At 50.7% G+C, this 15,715-nt stretch carries 17 protein-coding genes; 12 read left to right on the forward strand and 5 right to left on the reverse strand.

The window, feature by feature from the left end; genetic code table 11:
* The first annotated feature begins 115 nt into the window (after window positions 1-115).
* The 3 genes from xisR (at window position 116) to uspE (ending at window position 2,703) form a co-directional block, all read left to right on the forward strand.
* Window positions 116-331 (forward strand): excisionase family protein, encoded by a 216-nt coding sequence (gene xisR, locus ACDO57_RS07535; RefSeq protein ID WP_045406214.1) that lies wholly within the window; start codon window positions 116-118, stop codon window positions 329-331.
* Window positions 331-1,617 carry an Arm DNA-binding domain-containing protein gene (locus ACDO57_RS07540; protein WP_213729871.1) on the forward strand — a complete coding sequence of 429 codons (1,287 nt, stop codon included), beginning with the start codon at window positions 331-333 and terminating at the stop codon, window positions 1,615-1,617. The genes xisR and ACDO57_RS07540 overlap by 1 nt, the downstream gene beginning before the upstream one ends.
* Window positions 1,618-1,752: 135 nt before the next feature.
* Window positions 1,753-2,703: a universal stress protein UspE gene (uspE, locus tag ACDO57_RS07545; protein WP_024909171.1), complete on the forward strand. Its 951-nt coding sequence runs from the start codon at window positions 1,753-1,755 to the stop codon at window positions 2,701-2,703.
* 123 nt (window positions 2,704-2,826) lie between these two features.
* On the opposite strand, the gene pntB is transcribed toward uspE, so the two are convergent.
* A complete protein-coding gene (gene pntB / locus ACDO57_RS07550) occupies window positions 2,827-4,215 on the reverse strand; it encodes a Re/Si-specific NAD(P)(+) transhydrogenase subunit beta (protein ID WP_024909329.1) in 1,389 nt (462 codons plus the stop codon).
* 10 nt (window positions 4,216-4,225) lie between these two features.
* Window positions 4,226-5,755 carry a Re/Si-specific NAD(P)(+) transhydrogenase subunit alpha gene (pntA, locus tag ACDO57_RS07555; RefSeq protein ID WP_024909330.1) on the reverse strand — a complete coding sequence of 510 codons (1,530 nt, stop codon included), beginning with the start codon at window positions 5,753-5,755 and terminating at the stop codon, window positions 4,226-4,228.
* A 535-nt stretch (window positions 5,756-6,290) separates the two neighbouring features.
* Here pntA and ydgH point away from each other — a divergent pair.
* From ydgH to ACDO57_RS07585, 6 genes are all read left to right on the forward strand, one after another.
* Window positions 6,291-7,235: a DUF1471 family protein YdgH gene (gene ydgH / locus ACDO57_RS07560; protein WP_370883798.1), complete on the forward strand. Its 945-nt coding sequence runs from the start codon at window positions 6,291-6,293 to the stop codon at window positions 7,233-7,235.
* Between the two features lie 184 nt (window positions 7,236-7,419).
* Window positions 7,420-8,802 carry an amino acid permease gene (locus ACDO57_RS07565; protein WP_023335474.1) on the forward strand — a complete coding sequence of 461 codons (1,383 nt, stop codon included), beginning with the start codon at window positions 7,420-7,422 and terminating at the stop codon, window positions 8,800-8,802.
* A gap of 39 nt (window positions 8,803-8,841) precedes the next feature.
* Entirely contained in the window at window positions 8,842-9,564 is a 723-nt protein-coding gene (gene folM, locus ACDO57_RS07570; protein ID WP_370883799.1) for a dihydromonapterin reductase, read from the forward strand.
* 110 nt (window positions 9,565-9,674) lie between these two features.
* Entirely contained in the window at window positions 9,675-10,391 is a 717-nt protein-coding gene (gene rstA / locus ACDO57_RS07575; RefSeq protein WP_024909333.1) for a two-component system response regulator RstA, read from the forward strand.
* A gap of 247 nt (window positions 10,392-10,638) precedes the next feature.
* Window positions 10,639-10,899 (forward strand): hypothetical protein, encoded by a 261-nt coding sequence (locus tag ACDO57_RS07580; RefSeq protein WP_090417218.1) that lies wholly within the window; start codon window positions 10,639-10,641, stop codon window positions 10,897-10,899.
* Between the two features lie 421 nt (window positions 10,900-11,320).
* Window positions 11,321-11,995: an SOS response-associated peptidase gene (locus ACDO57_RS07585; RefSeq protein WP_148769636.1), complete on the forward strand. Its 675-nt coding sequence runs from the start codon at window positions 11,321-11,323 to the stop codon at window positions 11,993-11,995.
* A gap of 51 nt (window positions 11,996-12,046) precedes the next feature.
* Here the strand turns inward: ACDO57_RS07585 and cspF are convergent, their stop codons facing one another.
* Entirely contained in the window at window positions 12,047-12,259 is a 213-nt protein-coding gene (gene cspF / locus ACDO57_RS07590) for a cold shock-like protein CspF (RefSeq protein WP_072058474.1), read from the reverse strand.
* A gap of 287 nt (window positions 12,260-12,546) precedes the next feature.
* On the opposite strand from cspF, the gene ACDO57_RS07595 reads away from it, so the two are divergent.
* Window positions 12,547-12,765: a cold shock domain-containing protein gene (locus tag ACDO57_RS07595; RefSeq protein ID WP_042719078.1), complete on the forward strand. Its 219-nt coding sequence runs from the start codon at window positions 12,547-12,549 to the stop codon at window positions 12,763-12,765.
* A 241-nt stretch (window positions 12,766-13,006) separates the two neighbouring features.
* Here the strand turns inward: ACDO57_RS07595 and ACDO57_RS07600 are convergent, their stop codons facing one another.
* Window positions 13,007-13,171, reverse strand: a complete 165-nt coding sequence (locus ACDO57_RS07600) for a YnfU family zinc-binding protein (RefSeq protein WP_213729873.1) — start codon at window positions 13,169-13,171, stop codon at window positions 13,007-13,009.
* 148 nt (window positions 13,172-13,319) lie between these two features.
* Here ACDO57_RS07600 and ACDO57_RS07605 point away from each other — a divergent pair, with 148 nt between their 5' ends.
* Both ACDO57_RS07605 and ACDO57_RS07610 read left to right on the forward strand, forming a co-directional pair.
* Entirely contained in the window at window positions 13,320-13,547 is a 228-nt protein-coding gene (locus ACDO57_RS07605) for a phage protein (protein ID WP_047652164.1), read from the forward strand.
* Window positions 13,548-13,719: 172 nt separating this feature from the next.
* Window positions 13,720-14,058 carry a hypothetical protein gene (locus ACDO57_RS07610; protein ID WP_126327659.1) on the forward strand — a complete coding sequence of 113 codons (339 nt, stop codon included), beginning with the start codon at window positions 13,720-13,722 and terminating at the stop codon, window positions 14,056-14,058.
* Window positions 14,059-14,444: 386 nt separating this feature from the next.
* Here ACDO57_RS07610 and ACDO57_RS07615 read toward each other — a convergent pair whose 3' ends face one another.
* The gene (locus ACDO57_RS07615) at window positions 14,445-15,713 is read right to left on the reverse strand and encodes a Y-family DNA polymerase (RefSeq protein ID WP_370883800.1); all 1,269 of its coding nucleotides are present in this window, start codon (window positions 15,711-15,713) and stop codon (window positions 14,445-14,447) included.
* Between the last annotated feature and the right edge of the window lie 2 nt (window positions 15,714-15,715).

The raw sequence follows: 15,715 nt of genomic DNA on the forward strand, positions 1-15,715 counted from the left end.
ATTTTCTAAAAATGTGCATGCCCCGCTTCGTCGGGGCCTCTTTTTACCTGATTTCGAATAATCAACACGACGCAACAGACGTGGGTATACTCACGCCGGTTGCCAGGAGTCATCTATGGCACAGGTCATTTTCAATGAAGAGTGGGTTGTTGAAGCCAGACTCACCGAAAGAACCGGTCTCACAGAAGGCCAAATCAAAAATTACCGACTGAAGCTGTGGGTTGAAGGTGTTCATTTCAAGCATCTTACAGCCCAGGGGCAAACCGACAATTCCAAAGGATTGCTCTGGTACAACCTACCTAAAATAAACCAGTTAGTGCAGGATATCTGATGAATCTCCCTACCGGCGTAGAGCTACATAACGGAAAAATCCGCATCACGTTTTACTATCGTGGCGTGAGATGCCGCGAGGTTCTTCGCGGCTGGCTGGTGAACAACAGCAATATTAAGAAAGCTGGCAATCTGAGGGCAATGATAGTCAGTGAAATTCAGATGGGTAATTTCGATTACGCAGCTCGCTTTCCTGAATCAAAGGCTTTAAGCAAATTCGGTACCACGAAGCGAATAAACACTTTTGCTGAATTATGCGAGCTCTTTACTGACTCAAAGGCTCTGGAGGTATCTCATGCCACCATGCTCACGATCCGATCAACGGTAAACACACTCAGGCGCGTTGTTGGCGACATGACAGCCTTAACTGACATACAGAACGCCGACATACTTTCATATCGTCGCGAGCTGTTGTTTGGTGAGGTGGTGAATCCCGGTTTACCGAATTTTAAGAAGCAGGGCCGCTCACCAGCACGCGTAAATACTCTAATGAGCGTTCTAAAAGAGATGCTCAGAATAGCTCACCGCAGCCAGTTCATATCTCATACCCCATACGAAGGCATATCTACTTTAAAGGTATCGAAACGAACTCCTGATCCTCTTACATTTGACGAATACCAAGCATTCATCGCTAACCTGTCTAAACAGCACTCGCTTTTATGGATTGTGGCTATTCATACCGGTCTAAGGCACGGTGAACTCTGCGCTCTCGCATGGGAAGATGTTGACCTGTTAAATGGAGAGATTCATGTCTCTCGGAACCTAACCCGGAAAGGCTTATTCGTACCGCCTAAAACGGATGCAGGGATCAGGACAATTACCCTGCTCCAGCCAGCTCTGGATGCACTGAAAATACAGTACGAAAGTACAGGCCATCTGCCGCAGCACGAGATCGTCTATCACCATCGTGAGCATGGTAAAACTGAAATGCAGGTTATCAGACCAGTATTCGTTCCATCGAGTCGATCGACAAGAAAGGTCGGCTACTATTCGAAAAATTCTATATCCTATGGATGGAAGAATGGCTTACGTCGTGCGGGCGTTCGTAACCGGCATCCGTACCAGTCCAGACACACCTACGCATGCTGGTCGCTTTCTGCTGGGGCAAACCCTTCCTTTATTGCAACTCAGATGGGCCATGAGGATTCAAGGATGGTTTATGAGGTTTACGCGAAGTGGATCGGTGATATGGACAAGGACCAGGTTGCCATCATAAACAAGAGAATTCTGGCTAACATGCCCCCGTTACGCCCCCAAGGCGATTTGAAATCAAAGAAAATACTTTGAAATCAGCATGCAACAACATTAAGTAATAAATTTTCATGAATTATTGATCTGGCAAAACCTCCCCTCTGTTTCATTCAGGATATATAGGTTACTCTTTTAATTACAGACTGTGGTGACAGTAGTAAGGAGACCTGTATGGCCAAGTATCAAAACATGCTGGTAGCTATCGATCCGAATCAGGACGATCAGCCGGCATTACGACGTGCTGTGTATTTACATCAACGGATTGGTGGCAAAATCAAAGCGTTTTTGCCGATCTATGACTTCTCGTATGAGATGACCACCCTTCTGTCGCCTGACGAGCGCACCGCTATGCGTCAGGGCGTCATCAGCCAGCGTACCGCGTGGATCCGTGAACAGGCGAAGTATTACCTGGAAGCGGGTGTGCCCATTGATATTAAAGTGGTCTGGCATAACCGACCTTTCGAAGCCATCATCCAAGAGATTGTCGCCGGTGGGCACGACCTGCTGCTGAAGATGGCGCACCAGCACGACAAGCTGGAATCCGTGATCTTCACCCCGACCGACTGGCACTTGCTGCGTAAATGCCCTTGCCCGGTCTGGATGGTGAAAGACCAGCCGTGGCCTGAAGGCGGAAAAGCCGTTGTGGCGGTAAACCTCGCGAGCGAAGAGGATTACCACAATTCGCTGAACGAGAAGCTGGTGAAGGAGACCCTCCAGCTTGCCGATCAGGTGAATCATACCGAAGTGCATCTGGTGGGCGCCTATCCGGTCACCCCGATTAACATTGCCATTGAGCTGCCTGAATTTGACCCGAGCGTGTACAACGACGCGATCCGCGGTCAGCACCTGCTGGCCATGAAAGCGCTGCGCCAGAAATTCAGCATTGATGAGAAAATGACCCACGTGGAAAAAGGACTGCCTGAAGAGGTGATCCCGGACCTGGCGGAACACCTGCAGGCGGGGATTGTGGTGCTGGGCACCATTGGCCGGACCGGTATTTCTGCCGCCTTCCTCGGCAATACCGCCGAACAGGTAATCGACCATCTGCGCTGCGACCTGCTGGTCATTAAGCCGGATGAGTACCAGACGCCGGTTGAGCTGGACGATCCGGAAGACGATTAACCAGCAAGATGAAAAAAAACCGTCGGGGAACCGGCGGTTTTTTTTTGCCGGGTGGCGGCTTCGCCTTACCCGGCCTACGGGTTTGGTAGGCCCGGTAAGCTTGCACCACCGGGCTTTACCCTGTCAGAGTGATTTCAGAATCGCATCCACGCTGGCTTTGGCATCGCCAAACAGCATGTGGGTGTTCTCTTTGAAGAACAGCGGGTTCTGAACCCCGGCATAGCCGGTATTCATGGAGCGTTTAAACACAATCACGTTCTGCGCCTTCCACACTTCCAGAACCGGCATACCGGCGATTGGGCTACCAGGATCGTCCTGTGCAGCAGGGTTAACGGTATCGTTGGCGCCAATGACCAGCACGGTGTCGGTGTCGGCGAAATCATCGTTGATCTCGTCCATTTCCAGCACGATGTCGTAAGGCACTTTCGCTTCCGCCAGCAGCACGTTCATATGGCCAGGCAAACGCCCTGCCACCGGGTGAATACCAAAGCGAACCTTAATACCCCGCGCGCGCAGCTTCTCGGTGATTTCCGCAACCGGATACTGCGCCTGCGCCACCGCCATGCCGTAGCCCGGAGTGATGATCACGGAATGCGAGTTTTTCAGCATGTCTGCAGTATCTTCCGCAGAAATTTCACGGTGTTCCCCCACTTCTTCATCCGCACTGGAAGAAGACCCATCGGTCCCGAAACCACCGGCGATAACGCTGATGAACGAACGGTTCATCGCCTTACACATGATGTAAGACAGGATCGCACCGGAAGAACCCACCAGCGCACCGGTGACGATCAGCAGGTCGTTGCTCAGCATAAAGCCTGCCGCCGCTGCCGCCCAACCGGAGTAGGAGTTCAGCATCGAGACAACCACCGGCATATCCGCACCGCCGATGGACGCCACCAGGTGCCAGCCGAACGCCAGCGCGATGATGGTCATCACCAGCAACGCCAGCACCTGCAGACCGACGCTTTCGGTACGCACGAAGACCACCAGCAGTACAAACGACACGACCAGCGCCGCCAGGTTCAGCTTATGACGGTTTGGCAGCATCAGCGGTTTAGAGGAGATCTTCCCGCGCAGTTTGCCGAACGCGACAATAGAACCGGTGAAGGTCACCGCACCGATGAAGATACCGAGGAACACTTCCGTCAGGTGGATGTTCACCAGAATCGGTTCCAGGCCCGGTTCGTGATACAGGTAGCTGTTGAAGCCCACCAGCACCGCCGCCAGACCCACGAAGCTGTGCAGAATAGCGACCAGCTCCGGCATCTCGGTCATTTCAACGCGTTTCGCGAGGCGAATACCAATCGCGCCGCCGATGATCATCGCTACCAGGATCCACGCCACGTTGCCGGTATCCGGCCCGAAGATGGTGGCAATCAGCGCAATCGCCATCCCGGCGATACCAAAGTTATTCCCCTGCTGAGACGTTTCGTGTTTGGAAAGCCCCGCCAGACTGAAAATAAACAGGATTGCAGCAACAATGTATGCGGCTGTCACTAATCCTCCAGACATATGCTACCCCTTAGCCTTTACGAAACATTTTCAGCATGCGCTGAGTCACGGTGAAACCACCGAAAATATTGATACTGGCGATCAGCACCGCGATAAAGCTCAGGAAGCTGATCCAGCCGCCGTGACCAATCTGCAGTAACGCCCCCACTACGATGATCCCGGAGATGGCGTTAGTTACCGACATCAGCGGCGTGTGCAGCGCATGGGAGACGTTCCACACCACGTAGTAGCCTACGACGCAGGAGAGCGCGAAGACGGTAAAGTGGCCGAGGAACTCTTTCGGCGCGACATCAGCCAGCCAGCCGAACAGAATAATCACCAGCGCCATGATCGCGTATTTACGCCACGGAGAAGCCGGTTTGGCGGGCTCTTTAGGCGCGGGCGCCGCTTTCGCTGCAGCCTGAGGCTGAGCAGAAACCTGAATAGGCGGCGCAGGCCAGGTAATTTCACCTTCACGGACCACGGTGACGCCGCGCACCACCACATCGTCAAAATCGACGGTGATGTTGCCGTCTTTCTCTTTGCAAAGCAGCTTCAGCAGGTTGACGAGGTTCGTGCCGTACAGCTGAGAAGACTGCGTTGGCAGACGGCCCGGCAGATCGGTATAGCCGATCACCTTCACGCCGTTCGCGGTCGTGGTCACCTGATTCGGTACGGTATATTCACAGTTACCGCCGTTTTGGGCGGCCAGGTCGACAATCACGCTGCCCGATTTCATGGAGTCAACCATCTCACGGGTAATCAGCTTCGGCGCCGGTTTGCCCGGGATAAGCGCGGTGGTGACAATGATGTCGACATCTTTCGCCTGCGCGGCGAAGAGTTCCATTTCGGCTTTGATAAAGGCTTCGGACATCACCTTCGCGTAACCGTCGCCGCTGCCTGCCTCTTCCTTAAAGTCCAGTTCAAGGAATTCGGCCCCCATACTCTGAACCTGTTCCTTTACTTCAGGACGGGTGTCAAAGGCGCGTACGATAGCGCCCAGGCTGTTTGCCGCACCGATGGCGGCAAGGCCCGCTACGCCCGCACCAATCACCATCACTTTCGCCGGAGGGACTTTACCCGCGGCGGTGATTTGACCGGTAAAGAAGCGACCAAATTCGTGGGCCGCTTCAACAATGGCGCGGTAGCCGGCAATGTTTGCCATGGAGCTTAAGGCATCCAGCGACTGCGCGCGCGAAATGCGCGGCACGGAGTCCATCGCCATCACGGTCACGCCACGGGCCGCCAGCTTCTCCATCAGCTCCGGGTTTTGCGCAGGCCAGATGAAGCTCACCAGGGTCGTCCCCGGATTCAGCAGCGCAATTTCACTCTCTTCCGGTGCGTTGACCTTCAGAATTACCGGCGACTGCCAGACGTCAGCACCGTCGACCACTTCTGCGCCAGCCTGGATAAAGGCCTCGTCATCGAAACTCGCCAGTTTGCCTGCGCCGCTTTCGACCGCGACCGTAAAACCCAGTTTAAGCAGTTGCTCCACCGTTTTCGGTGTTGCCGCTACGCGGGTTTCATTGGCTAACCGTTCTTTTGGTACCCCAATACGCATAGTTTTCCCTTCCATCGGTTTTTGATGATGGTTTATCGATAAATGCCCGCGGTTTGTATCAATTTTCGCCATCGCGCGAGCGACGAGATATGATTAACCCCGGAAAATAAAACAGTAACAAACTGTCTATAACCTACTGAAAATAGCGCCCGTGATCTACCGCCAGAAAACACTATTTCTTACTTTATCTGTGAAAAATAAGCGATCGGCGTCACTGACAGTGATATTTACCTTAAATTCATCGCCAGAACCGATAAATCGCGCAAACGAAGCGGTAAAAACATGATATAGCGCCATAAGAGAACAACTTGTTAACATTAAATTAACTTGTAAAAGTCATATGCTTTATCAGTTTTACTTGTCAAACGCGTGTTTTTTCAACATATCACTAAATGTTATCGAATAAGGTGATTCAGTAAGCACGGGCAGTGAAAAATGGCGCAGACAGCGACGGGTTTTAAATGCAATAATCGGGACCGTCTCAAATTAACAACAATACCAGTACATGGTTTGCGCAAGGCGAAGGATCATTTTTATGAAGCTTAAGAACACACTCCTGGCGTCCGCACTTCTTTCCGCGACCGCCCTGTCTGCGAATGCCGCAACAGAGTTAACGCCGGAGCAAGCGGCAGCGTTAAAACCTTTTGACCATACGGTCATTGTGGGTCGTTATAATTCTATTGGCGACGCCGTCGCCGCGGCATCAAAAGCTGCTGATAAAAACGGGGCTGCCTCGTTTTATGTCGTTGACCAGTCCGATTACGGCAACAGCGGTAACCAGCGCGTGACCATTGCGCTGTTCAAAGACAATGCGCCAAAAGCTGACGCACCGAAAAACCGCGTGATCAACGGTGTTGTTGAACTGCCGAAAGATCAGGCGATTGAGCTGGAACCTTACGACACCGTCACCGTTCAGGGCTTCTATCGCAGCCAGCCTGAAGTGAACGATGCCATCACCAAAGCCGCGAAAGAGAAAGGGGCCGACTCGTTCTTCATCGTGCGTCAGGTCGATGCTAACCAGGGTGGCAACCAGCGTATTACCGCGTTCATCTATAAAAAAGATGCGAAAAAACGTGTTCTGCAGAGCCCGGATGCCATCCCGGCGAATTCAGAAGCAGGTCGCGCGGCAATAGCAAAAGGCGGCGAAGAAGCGAAGAAAGTTGAAATTCCAGGCGTAGCAACGACGGCTGCCCCAAGCGCTGAAGTGGGCCGTTTCTTCGAAACGCAGTCCACGAAAGGTGGCCGCTATTCCGTTACGCTGCCGGACGGTACCAAAATTGAAGAGCTGAACAACGCCACTGCAGCGCAGATGGTGCCGTTCGACAGCATTAAGTTTACCGGCAACTACGGCAACATGACGGAAGTCTCTTACCAGGTCGCGAAGCGTGCGGCTAAGAAAGGGGCGAAGTACTACCACATCACCCGCCAGTGGCAGGAACGTGGTAATAACGTGACCATCAGCGCCGATCTGTACAAGTAACAAAATCGTTTAAGAAAGGCGGCGCAATGCCGCCTTTTTTGTTACTTTTTTTGAATTTCTGCCACACGTCATTGCATGCTTTCGTTACACTCCGTAAAATCCCGCGCCTTAGTGTGATCCACCATTTTTATGCGCCTGAGCGAAATAATTATTCTGGATTTTGACCTTTCATAACAGGAAGCCAATGGAAAAGAAACTTGGCCTGAGTGCTCTGACTGCACTCGTTTTAAGCTCAATGCTGGGTGCAGGCGTATTCAGTTTGCCGCAAAATATGGCGGCCGTCGCGAGCCCTTCCGCGCTCATTATTGGCTGGGGCATTACGGGTGTCGGAATACTGCTGCTGGCCTTCGCCATGCTGCTCCTCACTCGCATTCGCCCGGATCTGGACGGCGGCATTTTCACCTATGCACGTGAAGGTTTCGGCGAGCTGATTGGCTTCTGTTCCGCATGGGGATACTGGCTGTGTGCCGTTATCGCCAACGTCTCCTATCTGGTGATCGTCTTCTCGGCGCTCAGTTTCTTTACCGATACGCCAGAGCTGCGCCTCTTTGGCGACGGGAATACCTGGCAGTCTATTGTGGGCGCCTCGGTGCTGCTGTGGTTCGTCCACTGGCTGGTATTACGCGGCGTACAAACGGCCGCCAGCATCAATCTGGTGGCGACGCTGGCGAAACTGGTTCCGCTCGGCCTGTTTATTGTTCTGGCCTTTATTGCGTTCCGTATGGACGTATTCAAGCTCGATTTCAGCGGCGTTGCGCTGGGCGTTCCCGTCTGGGAGCAGGTGAAAAACACGATGCTGATTACCCTGTGGGTGTTCATCGGTGTGGAAGGTGCGGTCGTGGTTTCTGCCCGTGCGCGGAATAAACGCGATGTGGGCCGCGCCACGCTGCTGGCCGTACTGGCCGCGCTCGGGGTCTATCTGCTGGTGACGCTGCTGTCGCTGGGCGTGGTGGCGCGTCCTGAGCTGGCGGAAATGCGTAACCCGTCAATGGCAGGCCTGATGGTGAAAATGCTCGGTCCCTGGGGCGATGTGGTGATTGCCGCAGGACTGATCGTCTCCGTCTGCGGCGCTTACCTGAGCTGGACCATCATGGCGGCTGAAGTGCCGTTCCTGGCCGCGACGCACAAGGCGTTTCCACGCCTGTTCGCCCGTCAAAACAAAAACAGCGCGCCGTCGGCGTCACTCTGGCTGACCAACATCAGCGTTCAGGTCTGCCTGGTGCTGATCTGGCTCACAGGTTCAGACTATAACACGCTGCTGACCATCGCCTCGGAGATGATTCTGGTACCCTATTTCTTAGTGGGTGCGTATCTGTTAAAAATTGCCACACGCCCGGCGCATTATGTCGTGGGTGTCGGAGCCTGTATTTACGGCCTGTGGTTGTTGTATGCTTCCGGACCTATGCATCTGCTGCTGTCGGTAGTGCTGTACGCACCGGGTCTGCTGGTGTTTATCTACGCCCGCCGCACGCATCAGCTGGAGAATGCGCTGAAACGCCGTGAGATGGCATTAATTGGACTGCTACTGGTTGCTGCCCTGCCGGCAACCTGGATGTTAATGGGATAGCATCGCCTTTCCCATTGTTGAACTGTAAAGGAGAATACGATGGGAAATGCACCGCTTCGCCCAATACTGATTACCGGTGGAGGCCGCCGTATCGGCCTCGCTCTTGCCCATCACTTTCTCAACCTTCGCCATCCTGTCATTGTCAGCTACCGTACGGAATACCCGTCGATTGAAGGGTTACGCAAAGCCGGAGCGGTCTGCATTCAGGCTGATTTTTCAACCGATGAAGGCATTCTGGCTTTCGCGGAAGAGGTGAGGTCCACCACGACGGGGCTGCGCGCCGTGATCCATAACGCCAGCGCATGGCGTGCCGAAAAACCCGGTACGTCACTCAGCGAAACGCTCTCCGCCATGTTGCAGATCCACGTTAATACCCCTTATCTGCTCAACCACGCCCTGCAGGATCTGCTGCGCGGCCATGGGCATGCTGCGGGCGACATCATTCACTTCACTGATTATGTGGTGGAGCGCGGAAGTGACAAGCACATCGCCTACGCGGCCAGCAAAGCCGCGCTGGATAATATGACGCGCTCGTTTGCCCGCAAGCTCGCGCCCGAGGTGAAGGTGAACGCCATCGCCCCGGCGATGATTTTGTTTAACGAAAACGATGATGCGGAGTATCGCCAGCAGGCGCTGAATAAGTCGCTTATGAAAATCGCTCCTGGCGAGAAAGAGGTCATCGACCTCGTGGATTACCTGCTCACCAGCTGCTATGTCACCGGCAGAACCTTTGCCGTGGACGGCGGCCGCCCGCTGCGCTAGTGAAAACGAATAACAACCAGAATTACGGAACCGGCGTTAATTTTGAAAGATTAATGGAAGGTTAAGGTTCCGCGGTGTATGTTGGCTTTTTTCACGAAAACAGACGCTGTATGAATAAGATTGTTTATGTTGAAGACGAACCCGAAGTCGGGCAGTTGATCGCCGCCTATCTGGGTAAACATGATATGGACGTCATTGTTGAACCTCGCGGCGATCGTGCCGAAGAGGTGGTCGTCCGTGAAAACCCCGATCTGGTGCTGCTGGATATCATGTTGCCAGGCAAAGATGGCATGACGCTCTGCCGTGACCTGCGCGCCAGGTGGGAGGGCCCTATCGTCCTGCTCACCTCACTGGACAGCGATATGAACCATATCTTGTCGCTGGAGATGGGTGCCAATGACTACATTCTGAAAACCACACCGCCTGCCGTCCTGCTTGCACGTCTGCGCCTCCATTTGCGCCAGCACGCCAGCATCGAACGCGAAGCGCCCGCGGCGTCTCTGACGCCGCACAAAGCGATGCGCTTCGGTACGCTGTCTATTGACCCCATTAACCGCCAGGTGCTGCTCTCTGGCGAGCTTATCGCCCTCTCCACCGCAGATTTTGACCTGCTGTGGGAGCTGGCAACGCACGCCGGGCAAATCATGGACCGCGACGCGCTGCTGAAAAACCTGCGTGGCGTGAGCTATGACGGAATGGACCGCAGCGTTGACGTGGCGATTTCGCGTCTGCGCAAAAAGCTGCAGGATAACGCTACCGAGCCCTACCGCATTAAAACCGTGCGTAATAAGGGTTACCTGTTTGCCCCCCACGCCTGGGAAACCTGATTCCGTTATCCGGTTAGCATAACATGCGCGAAATGAAGGCATTACACAGTGATGCCCTCTCTTTCGCGCCTTTATTTATCCGTTTGCGCAACAATTAACTTGCTAAGCACGCGAACTATCCCATAATTAAACCTTCTACTGTCCTTTCTTCAGCTGGCACTGACCCGGCTACAACGCTTTCTCACCGTGAAGTTCTCACGAAACCTCTCCCATAAAATCTTGATATGAGGATTTAAGCCCATGAAATATGTATAGCTACAGTCAGGTAGAAGCCATCAAAACCAATCTTGAATGGATTGTTAACCAGGCAGCGCTTAGCCATGCCTCTCCCTCACGCGCCGATCGGAAAGCGCTCTTTGATCTCCTTGAACTCATCCAGTTTTACGAAATACTTCTGGATTTAATTAATGAATTTGGAACTGTTGTGATTGATACGCACATTGCGGAAGGCTTGGCCGTAACGGAAACACTCATCGCCAAGGTAAAAAGAAGTGCGCACGCGATGTAATGCGCTTCACAGACATGAAAATATCGGCGGGTTTCATGTATATTCTGCACAAAGCGTTTCTTCGGTGAGATCCAATGAAAAAGCTGTTTGTGCAGTTTTAGTGTGCAGAAAAACCCCAACTCATTGAAATGGATATACTTATTATTTTTTCAATAAGTTAGCCCGAAACGTTTAACGGACATCTACGGACATTCACGGTCTTTTTTGTGCCCCTTTTGGTGTCCCTTCCTTCAAAATGCCCCCAAATTTGCCCCCAAAATCCCCCTCTTTTGCATAGCTCCTTCCAGTTTCGTAACACACCGCTGTACGCACTCCATTCTCTTCAGGAGAATCGCCCCGAATACGTTTGTAAGACTTAACCAGCGCGCTACTTTTTCTCCCTGCCCTATAATACTTTCAGTATGACTAACTGGAGGTTTCTATGTGTGGACGTTTTGCACAAGCACAAACACGTGAAGAATATCTGGCTTACCTGGCCGACGAAGCCGATCGTGACATTGCCTATGACCCGGAACCTATTGGCCGGTACAACGTGGCGCCAGGTACTAAAGTCCTGCTGCTGAGCGAACGCGACGAGCAATTACACCTCGATCCGGTATTCTGGGGCTATGCGCCCGGGTGGTGGGATAAGCCGCCACTGATTAACACGCGCGTCGAAACTGCGGCCACGAGTCGAATGTTTAAACCTTTGTGGGAACATGGCAGGGCGATCTGCTTTGCCGATGGGTGGTTTGAATGGAAGAAAGAAGGCGACAAGAAACAGCCCTACTTCATTCACCGGGCAGACGGTCAGCCTATTTTCATGGCTGCAATCGGCAGCACGCCGTTCGAGCGCGGCGATGAATCGGAAGGTTTCCTGATAGTGACATCTGCAGCTGACAAAGGCCTGGTGGATATTCATGACCGCCGGCCACTGGTTTTGTCAGCAGTAGCAGCAAGGGAATGGATGCGTCAGGACGTTGGAGGGAAAGAAGCTCAAGAGATAGCGGCCGACGGCGCTGTACCAACCGACAAGTTTATCTGGCATGCGGTGGCCCGTGATGTTGGAAATGGAAAAAATCAGGGGAGAAAATTGATAGAACAAACAGATATATAATCAGCAGTTCTTTTGATGCGCACTTTATATTTGGCTCAATATTATCTTACTTTAAGAAAGAAATATATTTGCAGCCATCGGACCACTAAGTCCATTTATACGATAAAATTCAACACGAACACCTGGCTTTAACGTTTGGCTTTCACTATTACTTAATGCAGAAACATGCAAAAAAACATCTTTTCTGCCATCTGATGGGATAATCAATCCCTTTCCGCTCTTGAAGTCAAAACTTTTGACAATTCCTGTCATTTTACGAGACAAATATTTTCCTAATGGTAATCCAGATTTCACTATACAGGATCAGTTAATAATAGCTAACACTATTTTAACGGCCTTCTAGAAGGCTAAGATAAAATTTGCTTAATCATTCAACACGTGCCTTAATGGTTTGGCTGATTCGGTGCGATGATGAATCTAACTTTTCCAAAAGCCGTTCTCATAACTAGGTGTTATCTCTGATATCCCTCCTCTTGAGTCCATACATATACCAGCATACGTTTCTTATCATGAGCTTGCTTGTCAGTTTGAAATGTTCAAACGGAGTTTGTATGTCATCTAAAATCATAGGTCTTGTTAAGTGGTTTAACGAAGATAAGGGGTTTGGCTTTATCTCCCCACTCGATGGAAGTAAAGATGTTCTTGTTCACACTTCTTCCCTGCTGGGAGAAACATTTAATACTCTTTTTGAAGGACAAAAAGTCAAATTCGCTATCATAGCTGGAACTAAAGGTCCAATCGCTGCCAATGTAACACTTTGCGATAGATAATTTTTAGATGGTTTGCTTAAGCCAGCATGACTTTATCAGTGAAAGGTGATGTTCGGTTACTCACATCATTACAACAGGCCAGCATATTTACTTACCATCAAGTTTGCTGACCGATGTGATGAAATGCAGGACTGCTGCATGAACAGTCTCAAAGCAGAAGCTAACTGCTTATAAAATACTAAAGTGCGTAAGAGGTTAGGCAGCCTCCAAAAGCATCACTTCTTATTTTTTAATAATTTTTTTAGAAGCGCTGGGAAGATTTGAACAAAGCACAGCAGTATGGGCACACCAACTGAGCCCCCTTTTGTACACGATTGTAACTATGTTCGGAATCTTTTGAGCAGTTTGGACAGGGACATTTTACTAAATAATTTCGGCGGAATTGAGTGTTTTTACGTGCAGACATAGACTTCTCCAGTTCAAATGGACCGTTACAGTACACGTTAAGAAAGTATAATGCTTGTTTTAATTTCGAAAGAGGCAAAAAAAATGAACAAACAGAACTCTTTCGACCACCTGCAGGGGCTAGAAACCCTCAAAATACATGGTGATATATGAAAAAAGTAATCATTTTTTTTAATGGTAAGCCAAGTAAAGTTATCACTGTGCTTAAAGGTGTGACATCAATACGCGAAGAATATCCTAATGGAGAAGTGATAAACCTTCAGATAATGTCAGCAGGTTTTCCCTCTTTAACAGGTGACCATGAAGTGGTCCATGTGGCATCAGATCGAGAGCTTACCTCTCAGGAAATATTAGATGCGGCGCAGAAGTATCTTTGACGCTAGGGATTCAACGCAGACATTCATGAAATCATTATTATAACTACGTTTAATTATTATAGCCTGCTTAACGCAGGCTTTTTTTACCCCCACACAAACATTTATAATTAAGACATGTACATCCAACACCATGGCAATATGACTTTATTGCTGAGGCAACCATAAGGCTTCCATGAAAATTCTGCATTACACAGTATTAATAGTTCTTGAAGCCCCATTCTCAGATAATAATATCAACCCTCTTATCTTGGGTCTCTTGCATGACCGAAACTATTCAAGTAAGTCAAACCGAGGTGTCAAACTTCCATCCCATGCATTCATTGGTTCAGAGGGTCAGGCAGTTTTAGAGTGGGAGTCTGAAAAAGATGGAGCAGAAAAACTAAAAAAAAGACTCTACCAGATGCTGCATGGAATTACACGTTTAGAAAAATCTCCCACAGCAATTTTTCTAATGATTTGCCCAGAAGATAAAACCTTAACCTTTGTCTCAAGACTTAAAGTAAAAAAATGAACATCGATATTTTAACCTTCACCATCTGAAAATTCCGTGACCGTGAAAACTGCGAAAGAAAATCATGAGGCACATCAGTAAATATTGTATCATTTGCTAAGCATTGCTGTTACATTCGGTTTAATGATGAATCCTCCTCAGCGGCAGGGCTAATTAACCTGATGATTTGTATATCCAGCGGCTCATCCTGAATTTCTGAAGCAGCGAGTCACGAGTGGTTAGTTCAATGACTCACCGGGAGGCACCCGGCATCATACCCATAAGCCCCTGTATAATTGCAGGGGCTTATTTACATTACAAAAGCATAGTAGTAGACATATTAATCTTAATACTCATAGCCGATAATTGCCGATAATTAGGTTCGAATGAATATACCGTTTAAAGGATCATCTAACTTTTATTAGGTCTGAATACCTCGTAGTATACCGTGGAGATAACATATCCCGTTTCATCTGCCACTGCTGCTGTACGCCCTGCCCGGCAAAATAAAGCGTTCCCTTTCCATCTTTCCCGTTCAGATAATCCAGAACTTCCATCAACCTCTCGCTACCAGCACGCGGCGCGTTCTCATCGAACAGGTTGAGCTGGGCCACGCCTTGGCTGAAAAAATCCCCAAGCATGATCCCTGCCTTCTGGTACCGGTGGCCATCCTTCCAAATTTTGTTCAGACACTTTACAGCGGTGTTGATGATGTCGCGAGAATCCTGAGTGGGGGTGAGAAGCTTCATGGACGCACTGTTACCGTAATACGGCTCGTTAAGCGTAAAGGGAGAGGTTTTCACGAACGTAGAGATAAAGCGGCAGTACTGATGTTCACCCCGCAGTTTTTCAGCACCACGGGCGGCATAGCTGCAAATAGCCTGGCGCATCTGTTCATACTCAGTAACGCGTTCGCCGAATGACCGGCTGCAGACGATTTCCTGCTTAGCTGGTGCAAACTCCTCCAGATCCAGACATGGTTCGCCGCGCAGTTCCCGGACAGTTCGCTCCAGGACGACATTGAAGTGCTTTCGAATAATCCACGTACTCTGCTCTGAGAGGTCGAGAGCCGTTTTGATGCCCATGGCGTTCAGCTTCTTACTGATGCGCCTGCCGACGCCCCAGACGTCCTCCACCGGAACCAGAGCAAGCAGTCGGCGCTGGCGATCAAGATTGGATAGGTCCACTACCCCGCCCGTTTGCCGCTGCCATTTTTTGGCGGCATGGTTTGCGAGCTTAGCGAGGGTTTTGGTCTGCGCGATGCCGACCCCAACTGTCAGGTGCGTACGCTTTAGAACCGTAGCGCGGATCTCTTTCCCGAAGTCAGTCAGGTCCCGGCAGTTGCGAACGCCAGTCAGGTCGCAAAAAGCTTCATCGATACTGTAAATTTCGACGCGGGGGCTCATTTCCTCAAGCGTCGTCATTACCCGGTTCGACATGTCTGCGTACAGCTCGTAGTTGCTGCTGAAGCAAACAACCCCAGCGCGCCGAAATAAGTCCTTTTGCTTGAAGAAAGGCTCTCCCATTGTAATTCCAGCGGCCTTGGCCTCGGCGCTGCGTGCAATTACACAGCCATCGTTATTCGAGAGAACGACAACCGGTCGCCCTTTCAAATCGGGCCGAAACACCGTCTCGCATGATGCGTAGAACGAATTCACATCACAGAGCGCAAACATAC

The sequence above is a fragment of the Enterobacter cloacae complex sp. 2015409 genome, assembly GCF_041365315.1.
GTDB lineage: Bacteria > Pseudomonadota > Gammaproteobacteria > Enterobacterales > Enterobacteriaceae > Enterobacter > Enterobacter pseudoroggenkampii.

Coding starts and splice junctions, on each gene's coding strand:
- xisR (WP_045406214.1), top strand. CDS start 116: ATGGCACAGGTCATTTTCAATGAAGAGTGGGTTGTTGAAGCCAGACTC.
- ACDO57_RS07540 (WP_213729871.1), top strand. CDS start 331: ATGAATCTCCCTACCGGCGTAGAGCTACATAACGGAAAAATCCGCATC.
- uspE (WP_024909171.1), top strand. CDS start 1,753: ATGGCCAAGTATCAAAACATGCTGGTAGCTATCGATCCGAATCAGGAC.
- pntB (WP_024909329.1), bottom strand. CDS start 4,215: ATGTCTGGAGGATTAGTGACAGCCGCATACATTGTTGCTGCAATCCTG.
- pntA (WP_024909330.1), bottom strand. CDS start 5,755: ATGCGTATTGGGGTACCAAAAGAACGGTTAGCCAATGAAACCCGCGTA.
- ydgH (WP_370883798.1), top strand. CDS start 6,291: ATGAAGCTTAAGAACACACTCCTGGCGTCCGCACTTCTTTCCGCGACC.
- ACDO57_RS07565 (WP_023335474.1), top strand. CDS start 7,420: ATGGAAAAGAAACTTGGCCTGAGTGCTCTGACTGCACTCGTTTTAAGC.
- folM (WP_370883799.1), top strand. CDS start 8,842: ATGGGAAATGCACCGCTTCGCCCAATACTGATTACCGGTGGAGGCCGC.
- rstA (WP_024909333.1), top strand. CDS start 9,675: ATGAATAAGATTGTTTATGTTGAAGACGAACCCGAAGTCGGGCAGTTG.
- ACDO57_RS07580 (WP_090417218.1), top strand. CDS start 10,639: ATGTATAGCTACAGTCAGGTAGAAGCCATCAAAACCAATCTTGAATGG.
- ACDO57_RS07585 (WP_148769636.1), top strand. CDS start 11,321: ATGTGTGGACGTTTTGCACAAGCACAAACACGTGAAGAATATCTGGCT.
- ACDO57_RS07595 (WP_042719078.1), top strand. CDS start 12,547: ATGTCATCTAAAATCATAGGTCTTGTTAAGTGGTTTAACGAAGATAAG.
- ACDO57_RS07600 (WP_213729873.1), bottom strand. CDS start 13,171: ATGTCTGCACGTAAAAACACTCAATTCCGCCGAAATTATTTAGTAAAA.
- ACDO57_RS07605 (WP_047652164.1), top strand. CDS start 13,320: ATGAAAAAAGTAATCATTTTTTTTAATGGTAAGCCAAGTAAAGTTATC.
- ACDO57_RS07610 (WP_126327659.1), top strand. CDS start 13,720: ATGAAAATTCTGCATTACACAGTATTAATAGTTCTTGAAGCCCCATTC.
- ACDO57_RS07615 (WP_370883800.1), bottom strand. CDS start 15,713: ATGTTTGCGCTCTGTGATGTGAATTCGTTCTACGCATCATGCGAGACG.